A 12,517-nucleotide genomic window follows, 5' to 3' on the forward strand; every position below is an offset into this window, starting at 1 on the left:
TTTTTATAAATTATGGTCTCCGGATTCCTCAGTTTTTTCCGCCGTAATCCCTGGTTTTTTTACGCGTTTGCCGTGGTGATGCTAATCCCGGCCCTGCTGTGGCACCTGGGATTTCTCGCCATCAATTTCCCTACGGATGAACCCACCCGGGCCATTGTCGCGCTCGAAATGATTGTCAGCGGTAACTACATCACACCCACCATCAACGGGGATTTCTATTACAATAAACCGCCGCTGTACAATTGGATCATCATCGCGTATTACAGGCTGGCCGGCAATTATTCCGAGTTTACCCTCCGCCTGCCGGTGGTGGTGGGGCTGCTGCTTTTCGGACTTACCATCTTCTGGTTTGTGCGCCGCCACCTGGGCAATAAACAGGGATTTATTGTGGCCATCCTTTTCATTACCTCGGGACGCATCCTTTTCTGGGATTCCTTCCTCGGTCTGATCGACATCACTTTCTCCTGGCTGGTTTACCTGTCTTTTATGCTGATCTACCATTTCAGGGAGAAAAAGCAATACCTGGCGCTTTTTCTAGTGTCATATCTCCTGACGGGTATTACCTTCCTGATGAAAGGGCTGCCATCGCTGGTTTTCCAGGGCATTACACTGCTCGCCGTCTTCAGCTATAACCGCGAGTTCAGAAAGCTGTTTTCATGGAGGCACTTTGCCGGGATCGGCTTGTTTCTTATGATTATCGGCGCCTACTACTACGCTTATTTTCAGGTGCATCCGTTTGATCTGAAGATTTTCAAAACCCTTTTCAGCGAATCTGAAAAGCGCACCATCATCAATTACGGCTGGGTTCGTTTCACCACCCACCTCTTTACTTTTCCGCTCGAGATGTTTTACCATTTCTTTCCCTGGTCGGTGCTGTGGATCTACTTTTTCAGGCGCGATTTCAGGTCGACCCTCCGCGAACACCCTTTCCTGCGGTTCAATTTCATTGTCTTTATCTTCAACATCATCATTTACTGGACCTCTCCGGAGTCGTATCCCAGGTATATTTTTATGCTCTTCCCGCCGCTGTTTACCATTCTGGTCTTCCACTTTTTCCGTGATCTGGCCAAAAACGGCAAGTACAGCAGGGTAGTGGAGTATTTTCTGATGGGGGTGATGGTGCTGGGCATCATTGCCGCCATCCCCATGCCGTTGCTGAAGCAGACCAATTTTGTAGATCATGCCTGGCTGAAAGCGGGGGTGATGTTCTTTACCATGCTGTTGCTTACCTGGTTATACTATAAACTGAAGGAGCAACGGATGATTATTTTTGCCGCCGCCATGCTGATGATCCGCATCGGCTTCGATTGGTTCATCATTCCGCCACGCTACAACGATTTCCAGGTGCATAAGGAAGGTGCGCTGAAGGCCGCCGCAGTGACCGGAGATGCAAAGCTTTCCATTTTTAAGGATTCTGAAACCGAGCATGCCACCTCGTTTTACATCACCCTGGGTAAAATGCAGCTGCTGAAGTTCCAGTATGATGACTTCAATACCAGCGATTTTTATTATCTTGATCCGCGGCTGCTGCCGGAGGATGCCTACATAACCGTCCACGACTTTCAGTTGTACCGTCATGATCAGCCGATCAGGATTGTGAAATTAAAGCAGGAAACTGTGGAAAAATTAAATGGAAAGGGTTCGTTATGATGTTGTTACAGATTGGTGTTCATTTAAAAGACTGGCTCACCGGGCAGGGGATTTCTGAAAACCTGGCGGCAGGAATCAGGGATGTTACGGATTTTGCAATCTCTTTTTTACTGATCATTGTTCTTTATTATCTACTGAAATATGTGGTCATAGGTATTATCCGCCGCATTATCCGGCGTTCCGGCAATACCTGGGATGATGCGCTCTATCATAACCGCTTTTTTAATAAGGCTTTGTTGTTTGTGCCCGGTGTGCTGCTCGGGTTTGTTGCTCCTTATACTCTTACGGAATTTCCTGATTTACTGGCCAATATTCTGAAACTTACTCAGATCTATCTGGTTTTTATTTCAATTATTACAGCCAATGCATTTCTGAATGCCGTTTACGAAATTTATCAGGGTTTTGAAATATCCAAAGCCAAACCCATTAAGGGCTACCTGCAGGTTTTCAAAATCATTCTCTTTGTGATCGCGATAATTATTGTGATTTCGATGCTGCTGAACAAGTCGCCGGTTTATCTGCTGGGAGGTCTGGGCGCTTTTTCGGCTGTGTTGCTGCTGATTTTCAGGGATCCCATCCTGGGATTGGTCGCCGGTATTCAGATCTCGGCAAACGATATGGTTCGCCCCGGCGACTGGATTGTGATGAATAAATCGGGTGCTGACGGAGTGGTCACTGATATTTCACTGACTACAGTGAAAGTACAGAACTGGGACCGGACCATCACCACCATCCCGACGTATTCTCTGGTCTCAGAAAGCTTTGTCAACTGGCGGGGTATGGAGGAGTCGGGCGGCCGGCGTATCAAGCGCTCCATCAACATCGACATGAACAGTGTGAGGTTCTGTTCCCAGGAGATGATCGATCGTTTTATGCACATTCAGCTGGTAAAGCCTTATATTATCAGCAAAGAAAAAGAGCTTGCCGATTACAATGCCGCGAACAGCATCGACAACTCGGTGCTGGTGAACGGCCGCAGGCAGACCAACCTGGGGATTTTCAGGGCATACCTGTCGGCTTACCTTAAAAACAATCCCGATATCCGTCAGGATATGACCTTTCTGGTCAGACAACTGCAGCCCGGCGAAAGCGGCATTCCTATGGAGATTTATGTTTTCAGCAAAGTGCAGGAATGGGCTAAATATGAAGACATTCAGTCGGATATTTTCGACCATGTACTGGCCGCCATTCCCGAATTTGATCTTCAGGTGTTCCAGAATCCTTCAGGTGCAGATCTGAGGAAGCTGGGGTTACCGGGAATCCGCTGATTCCCTGGTTCGCGCACGTGCCGGCATTAAAAGGCGCTTGATGAAACGGACTATTTAAAAACTTTATTTACTATACTTTAACCGCAGGTTGGTAAACAACTGCTGTACATCTGTCAGGCTGTGGCCCGGTGATGTAGTTATTCCTGCTGTTTTTCAGGCCTGTCAAAAAAATAGCTGAATATTCCGAACAAAATGCCTCCGCCCAGCGCCTGAAAAATGATGGTTCTTATACTGGCATGAAAGCCATCGTAATTATTTGACATCCAGTAGTTCCAAAGGCTCATGAGTAATGTGAATGCCAAAGCTTTCAGGATAATGGTTTTCAGATGTCTGTCATTTGGCGGAGATTTTAATTGCTCAGCCAAAATTACAGCTTTCAGACAGTTCAAAAAACGTTTTACTGCTGCTCTGTAATGTTGACTGCCTGATTTTTTCTCCGGTCCCTTCCCCTCAGCCACTCATAAATGGTGGTGTTCATCAGCAGCATAAAGAGCCCGTAAACGGCATCTTCCACGGGGATGGTTCCCATGCGGACGCCCAGGTTGCGGGTGTTGTCGTACCAAACAACGGGTTCAGACGTAAACATGCCGGTAAGGGCACCGTTAACGATAAAAAACGGAATTAGGGTAGCAAAATACATTACATAAAACCGGCCCAGGTAGCGCGATTTGAATACCAGCAGGTGCAGGGTAAGAAATATCGAAGTGAGTACAAATGTGATAAAGGTGTACCAGCGGTCGGGGTTGATCGCTGCAATAATCAGCAGGGTAAGGGCAATAACGCCGGTAAGCCGGTTTGCGTAAGGCCCCAGGTAGTCTTTGGGGATCAGGTATTCAAACGCGTGATAGGTAAACAGACAGGCATAGGGGATGGCAATGAAAAAGAGCCATTCCTCCACCGGCAGGTTGACCAGGTAAACGCCCTGGAGATGAACGGGATTAAACCCCCACACTTCCAGGGAGGTTTTCAGCATGTCCCAGGGGATAAAAACCAGCATGGTCCCCAGCATTGCCGGGAAAAGATACTTCCAGTTGCGGTAAAATTTCAATCGCTTGTCGAATCCGGCAATGAAAGGAACCGAAATGGCCAGCAGGTTGATCCAGAAATAGTATGACACGATAAAATGGATTTATTTCTGAGCGGCTTTTTTTCTTGAAAACTCTTCCAGATAATATTTCAACGGCGCGATGAGGAAGCCGTAGTTGTAATGGGCATGCGGATTATGATGTTCCAGGTGCGCCTTCACGGTAGCCCTCAGGTAACGGTTCGAGAAATTGCGGAGAATGGGAATGCGCTGGTGCACATAAACATCATGGAACATAAAGTAAGCCATTCCGTAAAGCAGGATACCGATGCCTGCACTCAGCAGGTAATAGTTCGGATTCACCACACCAAAATAGATCAGCAAAATGCTCGGAACAGCAAAAATCACTGCAAAAACATCGTTCCATTCCACTTTCCGTCCGTCGCGGATGTGATGATCTTTATGGAGTACCCACAAAAAGCCGTGCATCACATATTTGTGGGTGAACCAGGCCATAAATTCCATAAAAAAGAACAAGGCCAGCACAATCAGTATATAAATCAGGAAGTTCATGTTAGTTTGTTGTTTAAAGGTTTGTTGATCTGATGGTTAATTATTTTTTGCGATAAACAAATGAAGAATTCTTTTTGTTGTTTTTACAGTACATTTCCCTGGCTCCGGGCCGATGGTTTTTGCCTGTAAAATTCTTCCACCCTGTCGAAGGCAATCCGGAACCAGACGGTGAATAATTCCGGATTGAGGTTCATCTCCTTCCGGATATCTTCGAGGGTTGCATAGCGATATGATTCAACTTCTTCAGGATTGATAACCGGAAGCAGGTCAGAGGTCCCGATAAAGACATGGTCTACTTCGTGTTCGGTAAGGTTGTTGTCAAATTCAGCCTTATAGATAAAACTGAAAACTTCTTCCATCTCGCAGTCGAATCCCATTTCTTCGCGCATGCGCCGGTGAGCTGCATCGGCAGTTGTTTCGCCGGGCCGTGGGTGACTGCAGCAGGTGTTGGTCCACAAGCCCGGGGAGTGGTATTTCGAAAGGGCCCGCTGCTGAAGCATAAGCCGGCCTTCCGGATCGAAGATAAATACGGAGAAAGCCCGGTGGAGCTTGGCCTCCCGGTGGGCCTGCATTTTCTCCATAATTCCGGTTTCCATATCGTTGGCGTCCACGAGTATCACATATTCTTCCATTTCAGGTGCTTTATTGGTTAGCCAGTGTTTTTATCCTGGCAGATTCATTGCCGGTGAGCTGGCCGGAGTCAACCATGAACCCCGCGATTTTAATTGCAGTTTCACGGTTGGCCGGCTGGCTGCCGAACCGGTTGATATTTTCCAGAATAAACTTTTTATCATCCTGAATGTTCGCGTTGTAACCCAGAAAAGAAGGAGCTTTGGTTTGTGTGGCAAACCGCAGGAATCTTATTTCAAGCTGGTCGGGCTTTTTTGCGACGGCATCTTCGAGCATTTGCCTGCCCCTGCGAAAATAGGATATTTTTTTTGCCGGGTTACCGATGCAATTGGGGGCTGCCGCTGTGGAAGCTCCATAATAAGCCAGTAGCACAACGTCAGCGGGAGCCTTATTGCCGAATTTTTCGCTCAGTTTCAGCGCCCCGCATTCGTCCTTGTCCATGCCGAAATACATTTTGCGGGCCTGGTCCAGACTAACCTGTGCAAGTGCGGTTTGTCCGGACATAATTAAAAAAATCAGGATAAGAAGCCTTGTCTTCATTTTACAACAGATTAAGCTGATGTTTCAGGTATGAGGTTACCAGCAATTTGTATTTGGTCCGGTTGGGAATTCTGATGCGCTCTTTCATGATGCGTGACGAACGCGTGCGTTTGATTTTCAGAAAGAGTTTATGGAAATAGACATAGGCCATGTAAACGCCAAACCTGGCGCCACGGGGCAGCATTCTGATACCTTCAAGTCCGTCGGCAAAATCGAGGGCAATGTCATCTTCAATCTTCTGCTTGGTTTCATCATCAAACTTCGACAGGTCGATCCCGGGAAAGTATGATCGTCCCAGGCCTTCGAAATCAGCATGAAGATCGCGCAGAAAATTAATTTTCTGGAAAGCAGAACCCAGCCGCATGGCCGGTGGTTTCAGCTTTTTATACTTTTCATCGTCGCCTTCGCAGAAAACACGCAGGCACATCAGGCCCACCACTTCGGCCGACCCCAGAATATATTTTTCGAATTTTTCCTGATCATAGGAGATGTCTTTCAGGTCCATTTCCATGCTGTCAAGAAACAGATCGATCAGCTCTTTTTCTATTCCGTATTTATTGACAACCCATTGGAAGTTGTTCAGGATAGGGTTCAGGCTGATTTTTTCTTCAATGGCAAGATAGGTGTCCGTTCTGAATCTTTCCAGCAGCCTGGCTTTGTCGTAGCCGTGGAATGAATCCACAATCTCATCGGCAAACCGGACAAATCCGTAAATGGCATAGATCGGATCGTGAAAGCGCCGGCTGAAGAACCTTATGCCCAGCGAAAAGGAGGTCGAGTAAGTTACCGTGGTCAGCTTGCTCGATTTTTTTGAGATCATATCAAATAGCTCTTTCATCGTAAATGGTTTAAAGCTGTTTAATAATTTCGTTTGCGGCGATCTGTCCCGATATAATGGCCGGCGGGACACCCGGGCCGGGCACGGTAAGCTGGCCGGCATAATAAAGGTTGCTGAGTTTGTTATTCCTGATTTTTGGTTTCAGGAAGGCGGTCTGCATCAATGTGTTAGCAAGTCCATAGGCATTTCCCTTATAGGCGTGGTAATCGCTTTCGAAGTCGGCGTGGGCGTATGATCGCCGGTAAACGAGGTGTTCGCGCAACGGCTGGCCGGTGTATCGTTCCATCCGCATGAGCACATGGTCAAGATACTTTTCGCGGATTTCCGGGGTGTCTTTCAGGCCGGGCGCTACCGGAATCAGGACCATCACATTCTCATGCCCTTCAGGGGCAACCGTATCATCCGTTTTAGAAGTGCAGCTGATGTAAACCGATGGATTTTCAGGCCATTCCGGTTTTTTATAGATAGAGTCCGCATGACCTGCAAAATCCTCATCGAACAACAGGGTGTGGTGATCCAGGCGCTGAATCCGGGTATTGAAACCAAGATAAAATATCAGTGAAGACGGGGAAAGTACCCTGGAGTCCCAGTACTTTTGACTATACCGGCGGGCGTTTTCAGGAAGCAGTTGCTGCTCTACATGGTGATAATCCGCTGCAGCAATCACGTAATCGGCGGTGTACTGCTGCGTGTCCGTGTTCACCGAAGCAACTTTCCCATTGGCTGTATTTACAGATCTGACCTCTGCATCAAAAACAAAACTGACACCCTTCTCCCGGGCAAGTGCTTCCATTCCTTCTACCACCCGGTACATGCCGCCTCTGGGGTACCAGGTTCCCTGAACCATATCAGAATAATTCATGAGGCTGTAGAGGGCCGGCGTCGATTTGGCTGTGCCCCCAAGGAAAAGCACCGGAAATTCAAGCATGCGATTGATCTTTTCGCTCCTGAAATACCGGCGCGTATAGTCGCCAAAAGAACTTAACATATTAAGCTTCAGGCCTGCTGAGAAAATCTTCCAGTGAAGGTATTCGGTGATTGAATGGCTGGGTTTGCGCACGAATTCGCCGATACCGATGCGGTATTTGTATTCGGATTCCTTCAGGAATTCCTTCAGCGCCGGCGTGCTTCCCGGTTCAATGGATTCATAGAGTGCGTAAATACCCTCAAGAGATGCCGGCAGAACCACTTCATCACCGGGGCCGAAATAAATTTTGTAAGAAGGGTCGAGGCGGTCGAGCTGATAGTAGTCAGACACCTTCCGGCCGAAGGAGGCAAAGTACTCTTCAAAAATATCAGGCATCCAATACCAGCTGGGGCCCATATCGAAGGTGAACCCGTTTGCTGAAAACTTCCGGGCCCGTCCGCCGGCGATCGGATTTTTTTCGAGCACAGTTACATTCAGCCCGTTGCTGGCCAGGGTTGTGGCGGCTGCCAACCCTGAAAATCCTGCCCCTATAACGATTACATTTTCTTTTTTCATGCTTAGATCATCCGGAAATGAGCCGGGATGCCGGAATTTTTTTGTTTCACAATGATTAACAGGTTGACGGTCTATTTGTTTAATAGTATCAGAAAAGTATTAAACAATTTACGAATGGGATTTTTTTTGGTTTTAAATTTAACCGGCAGATTTCTTTTCTCTTTGGTCTGTTCCGGCATTGTAAAAATTTCTAATTTCGCACAAAAAAACGGAAACGTCAATGTTTAATCTCAAAAAATTATGAAACAGTTTCTTATTTTAATGCTCTCCGGATTGCTGTTGTACGGATGCTCAGGAAACAGCCCAAAAGCTCCTGCACCTGAAGCAGTGGCTGACGATTCACCGGTTGCTATTGTGAATGACCTGGAAAATGCGCTGGCCGGAGTTCCTTCGTGGAGCAATGAGAAGACCATTGTGAAAATGCCGGAGGGGATTGCTGCGCACAGCGGTCAGTTTGTCTCCCGCGTTGATGCTGAGAATCAATACTCATACGCTTTCAAGGATATCTTTGCAAATATCAATCAGAAGCTACCGGTCGCCGTTATTGTAGAAGGATATGTTTACAGCCCTGAGGTCAATCCTTCATTGGGAATTATCATGGATATCAATGACAATAACAATACGGTAATCTGGAAATCCTACGCTCTGTCGGAGGTAATTTCCGCCCTCAATGAATGGAAGCCTTTCGCTGCCCGTTTTACCATTGATGCTCCCCTTAAGCCGGAGTATCAGCTTAAGATTTTTGCTTCAGGCGCCAGGAAAACAGCCTACTTCGACGACTTTAAGATTTCTTTTGAATATTAAACAGCCGCTTCATTCAGGCTTCCCCTGCCTGACGATGAGAGCCCTCTTGAAAAACGGCATTATCGCTGCTTTGCAAGAGGGCTTTTGATTTTCTGCATCATTATTCCGGTGAGCAGACTTTATCTTTCCCTCCTGAAAGGGTTTCCTGGTTTTTCTCAGCCAGGATTCTGCTGTCGGAGTTTTGCAGCCGGATAGGCTTATCCTGCATTATGAATGTTCGTTTATCCGGCCGTTTTTACCTGTCGTTAAAGTATGCAATAAATATATATATAAATATAGAATAGGAAAAATGACAGAAAATAAATATTTTAATATAAATTCTCAAAGGCACTGTTGATTAATTATCCGGGTTTGTATTTATCTCCCTGCGTTTATCTGAAATATCCGGGCGTATATAAATCCGTTCCCGGCGATCATCAATCGGTTTCATATCTCATTTTCAGGCGCTGTAAATTTGGATTAATTGTGATCATTTTAAACCCTGAAGCCATGAAAAGAAATTTATTCATTTTGCAAAAGAGGTATCTGTACGGACTGATTTTAATGCTGTTTTTTACAGCCTGTTATGAATTCAGTTTTGTGAATCAGCCGGGCAGTGCAGAAATCAACAGCACCTTCCAGGTGCAGATCAGTGCTTATACAACCGATGGGGATGGTCAATATTACACGCCCTATTTTGGAGTCAAACTTCCGGAAGGCTGGCAGGTTGACGACAGCATTGTCTTCTCATACGGAACCACCATCGGCTGGTTTGTACACAGCGATTCCCTGTCTCAGGCCATGAGTGCCATCGACCCTCCGCCGCCCGGTTATTTTTGGTGGGTCGGTCAGGTAATTGATCTGGTTTTATATAATTACGGCGATACTTACCTGCTAAATCCGGTTATTCATACAGGTGATCAAACCGGGAATTTCTCGCTGGACTACATGCTGGGGCATGATTATATTTATTATGGCTATGGCGGACTTAATTTCAGGCGCAGCAACGGTCATTCCATTACTGTAGGTTTGCCTGATCATGTTGTGGTTACCGGGAATAGCGATCATGGTCTTGGTTCCCTGCGTTCAGCCATTGCACATGTTGATTTCAACGGAACCATCACCTTTCAGATGGTCAATCCGGCTCCCATTGTGCTGGAAACACCGCTGGAGATCAATAAGAACATCACCATCCGGGGCTCTGATGACATGCCGGTAGTCATTTCGGGGAATGATCAGTGTCAGGTATTCATTGTCGGAGAAAACTACTCCCCGAAGTTTGAATTCATTGATATCATGCAGGGGCATGGTTATAACGGCGGTGGAGCCGAGTGCAGGGCGGGATCTTCGCCTGTGTTCAGCAACTGCAGCTTTTCCGGCAACAGTGCCGTGCAAAGTGGCGGCGGTTTATATGCCGGATATGGCACAAATCCGGTGATGACGGATCTGGTATTCTCCGGAAATAGCGCAAACGAAGGGGGTGGCGTGTATTTGCAGTATTCAGGGGTAGCCTCAATGCATAATATGGCCTTTACAGACAATACCGCCAATTACAGCGGCGGAGCAGTTTACAGTTCCTCAGAAACCCTTGAAATGCGCGACATCATGATCAGCTCCAATCATTCTCAGTATTATGGTGGTGGCCTGTACCTCTACAACGGTGAAGTTAATGCCAGAAATTTATCCGTTGTTTCAAATACAGTTGACGGGCCTGAAGGAGCAGGGGGTGGCATATATACGGAATACGGCAGCATCGTGCTTGAAAACAGCGTGATCAGTAAGAATATTTCCAATGGCAGGGGAGGAGGAATCAGTTTCGGCTATGACAGCAATCCGGAATTTTGCTGCACTGCACGTTGCGACATCTTTGACAATGAAGCCGCGGAAGGCAGCGATCTGTATGCACAAACCCTGGTGGATGTAATTGTTGACAGGTTCACCGTGCTGTACCCTAACAATTTACACGCCAGTCCATTTGAAAATTTCACCTTTGATATTCTTCACGGAGTAAATGCACAGGTGGATGCAGATTTGTACATTTCGCCCCGGGGTGATAACCAAAACAGCGGGTTATCGCCTGACATGCCCAAAAGGACCATTTCCGGGGCGTTATCAATATTATCCACCCAAAAACAGCACACCCTGTACCTTGACAAGGGCGAATACAGTGTAAGCTCAAATGGCGAAAGGTTTCCTGTGATTTTGCCGGATCATATCAATCTTGAAGGTCATCCTGAATTTGCCACAGTGCTTGATGCAACTGGTAAATCAGAAGCCATCAGGATCAATCATGCAACTCAGGTTTCGATTTCCGGCATTACCATCACAGGGGCATCGCAAAGGGCTGTATCCTGTGATAATTCTTCCCCTGCCATCAGGAACGTAGTAATCACAAGGAATGATGGAACCGGTTTTTATTGCAGTAATAACTCAGCGCCGGTATTGAACGGTGTTAATATCAGCAGAAACGGGGGCGGTGGTATACAGTGCTATAACTCTTCCATCAGGATATTCAATTCAGGGATAGGAAACAATAAAGCATATTCCGGTGCAGGGGTCTATCTCAGCAACTCCGGTGCTTACTTCCGGAATGTCAATATTATGGAAAATGAAGTTCCCGGAGGTTGGTATTCCGGCTCAGGCGGAGGAGTCTGTTGCATAAATTCCGATCCGGTCTTTATTGAATCTGCAATCAGTAATAATGTGTCCGGAAAGGAAGGCGGCGGAATTTACTGTTACGAATCCAAACTTTATATGGCTAAAACTGAACTCAAAGGAAATAGGGGTGCCGTTGGTGGAGGTCTTTATCTGGATCAGTCCGGAGTTACCCTGCTGAATGTAGAATTTTCGGGCAATTCTGCCAATATGGCCGGAGGGGCTTACTTTAAGCGCTCGGAGGCTGATCTGACCAATGTGCTGGTAACGGGCAATGCTGCCGGAAACGGGGCAGGGTTATATTTCCGGGAGTCGGAAGGCCTGATGAAAAATGTGACCATTACGGAGAATATTGCCAAAATCAGCGGGGGTGCAGTATTTAATTACCGGACCAATCTGAGTTTATGGAACAGTGTATTGTGGGGTAATTTTCCTGAAGAAATCGTTCATTTCACTACCAGCGGCTCTCCGAGTCAACTGGGTATTTATTACTCTGATGTCATGGGTGGTCAGGAAGGCATTGATATGCATGGCCCGGGCCTGGTAGATTGGGGTACCGGATGCCTGGATGCCGATCCCCTGTTCACCGGGTCAGGGATTGATCCATTCAGTCTGGCTCATCATTCTCCGTGTATAGATGCAGGCCCGCGGAGTCCGGATTGGCTTGGCCTGCCGCCATACGATATCCGAGGAAATGAGCGTATCCTGGATGGTGACCAGAACAGTCTGGCCATTGTGGATATGGGGGCCTATGAATTCGAAAACATCCCCGTTGAACCAAAAAATATGATCGCCGGGGCAGGCGGAGAATATGGATTTTCTGTCTATCCGAATCCGTGCAGGGACGTGGCCTTTTTCAGCTACACCCTGCCTGCTGAGAGCAGGATAAGCATTGTAATATACAATCAGTTGGGTAAGCAGGTTGCTGTACTGGCCGATGCAAGCCAGAAAGCCGGGCAGTATCTGGTTCGCTGGAATTCTCCGGAAGCAGGTCCGGGTGTATACATGTACCGCATTCAGGCAGGAAAGACGGTAGTCGGAGGTAAGCTGATTAAACAATAAGGTTTTCAGCG

11 protein-coding genes are annotated in these 12,517 nt (G+C 47.0%); 4 read left to right on the plus strand and 7 right to left on the minus strand.

Translation table 11 applies throughout. From position 1 onward, the window contains the following. Positions 1-12 precede the first annotated feature (12 nt). Entirely contained in the window at positions 13-1,650 is a 1,638-nt protein-coding gene (locus TBC1_RS03870; RefSeq protein ID WP_062038790.1) for an ArnT family glycosyltransferase, read from the plus strand. Further along, on the plus strand, positions 1,647-2,918 hold the full coding sequence (locus TBC1_RS03875) for a mechanosensitive ion channel family protein (RefSeq protein WP_201781628.1): 1,272 nt from the start codon (positions 1,647-1,649) through the stop codon (positions 2,916-2,918). Before TBC1_RS03870 ends, TBC1_RS03875 begins: the two co-directional genes overlap by 4 nt. Before the next feature lie 137 nt (positions 2,919-3,055). On the opposite strand, the gene TBC1_RS03880 is transcribed toward TBC1_RS03875, so the two are convergent. The 7 genes from TBC1_RS03880 to TBC1_RS03910 all read right to left on the minus strand — a co-directional run bounded on the left by TBC1_RS03880 (position 3,056) and on the right by TBC1_RS03910 (position 8,006). Beyond that, complete coding sequence (locus TBC1_RS03880; protein ID WP_137305413.1) at positions 3,056-3,283, minus strand: hypothetical protein; 228 nt, start codon at positions 3,281-3,283, stop codon at positions 3,056-3,058. 32 nt (positions 3,284-3,315) lie between these two features. Further along, the gene (locus TBC1_RS03885; RefSeq protein ID WP_201781629.1) at positions 3,316-4,035 is read right to left on the minus strand and encodes a lycopene cyclase domain-containing protein; all 720 of its coding nucleotides are present in this window, start codon (positions 4,033-4,035) and stop codon (positions 3,316-3,318) included. A 12-nt stretch (positions 4,036-4,047) separates the two neighbouring features. Beyond that, positions 4,048-4,515, minus strand: a complete 468-nt coding sequence (locus TBC1_RS03890) for a sterol desaturase family protein (RefSeq protein ID WP_062038799.1) — start codon at positions 4,513-4,515, stop codon at positions 4,048-4,050. Between the two features lie 83 nt (positions 4,516-4,598). Next, positions 4,599-5,147, minus strand: a complete 549-nt coding sequence (idi, locus tag TBC1_RS03895; protein WP_062038803.1) for an isopentenyl-diphosphate Delta-isomerase — start codon at positions 5,145-5,147, stop codon at positions 4,599-4,601. A gap of 10 nt (positions 5,148-5,157) precedes the next feature. Next, positions 5,158-5,685: a hypothetical protein gene (locus tag TBC1_RS03900; RefSeq protein ID WP_062038806.1), complete on the minus strand. Its 528-nt coding sequence runs from the start codon at positions 5,683-5,685 to the stop codon at positions 5,158-5,160. Position 5,686: 1 nt separating this feature from the next. Continuing rightward, the gene (locus tag TBC1_RS03905; RefSeq protein WP_062038807.1) at positions 5,687-6,523 is read right to left on the minus strand and encodes a phytoene/squalene synthase family protein; all 837 of its coding nucleotides are present in this window, start codon (positions 6,521-6,523) and stop codon (positions 5,687-5,689) included. Between the two features lie 10 nt (positions 6,524-6,533). Next, positions 6,534-8,006: a phytoene desaturase family protein gene (locus tag TBC1_RS03910; RefSeq protein WP_062038811.1), complete on the minus strand. Its 1,473-nt coding sequence runs from the start codon at positions 8,004-8,006 to the stop codon at positions 6,534-6,536. Between the two features lie 240 nt (positions 8,007-8,246). Here TBC1_RS03910 and TBC1_RS03915 point away from each other — a divergent pair, with 240 nt between their 5' ends. After that, the gene (locus TBC1_RS03915; protein ID WP_062038813.1) at positions 8,247-8,810 is read left to right on the plus strand and encodes a hypothetical protein; all 564 of its coding nucleotides are present in this window, start codon (positions 8,247-8,249) and stop codon (positions 8,808-8,810) included. Positions 8,811-9,299: 489 nt separating this feature from the next. Continuing rightward, positions 9,300-12,506, plus strand: a complete 3,207-nt coding sequence (locus TBC1_RS03920; protein ID WP_137305415.1) for a right-handed parallel beta-helix repeat-containing protein — start codon at positions 9,300-9,302, stop codon at positions 12,504-12,506. Positions 12,507-12,517 lie beyond the last annotated feature (11 nt).

Source organism: Lentimicrobium saccharophilum (assembly GCF_001192835.1).
Taxonomy (GTDB): domain Bacteria; phylum Bacteroidota; class Bacteroidia; order Bacteroidales; family Lentimicrobiaceae; genus Lentimicrobium; species Lentimicrobium saccharophilum.

Bases quoted from the DNA above. Each gene is read 5' to 3' on its own strand.
- TBC1_RS03870 (WP_062038790.1), top strand. From the start codon at position 13: ATGGTCTCCGGATTCCTCAGTTTTTTCCGCCGTAATCCCTGGTTTTTT.
- TBC1_RS03905 (WP_062038807.1), bottom strand. From the start codon at position 6,523: ATGAAAGAGCTATTTGATATGATCTCAAAAAAATCGAGCAAGCTGACC.
- TBC1_RS03890 (WP_062038799.1), bottom strand. From the start codon at position 4,515: ATGAACTTCCTGATTTATATACTGATTGTGCTGGCCTTGTTCTTTTTT.
- TBC1_RS03875 (WP_201781628.1), top strand. From the start codon at position 1,647: ATGATGTTGTTACAGATTGGTGTTCATTTAAAAGACTGGCTCACCGGG.
- TBC1_RS03920 (WP_137305415.1), top strand. From the start codon at position 9,300: ATGAAAAGAAATTTATTCATTTTGCAAAAGAGGTATCTGTACGGACTG.
- idi (WP_062038803.1), bottom strand. From the start codon at position 5,147: ATGGAAGAATATGTGATACTCGTGGACGCCAACGATATGGAAACCGGA.
- TBC1_RS03900 (WP_062038806.1), bottom strand. From the start codon at position 5,685: ATGAAGACAAGGCTTCTTATCCTGATTTTTTTAATTATGTCCGGACAA.
- TBC1_RS03910 (WP_062038811.1), bottom strand. From the start codon at position 8,006: ATGAAAAAAGAAAATGTAATCGTTATAGGGGCAGGATTTTCAGGGTTG.
- TBC1_RS03915 (WP_062038813.1), top strand. From the start codon at position 8,247: ATGAAACAGTTTCTTATTTTAATGCTCTCCGGATTGCTGTTGTACGGA.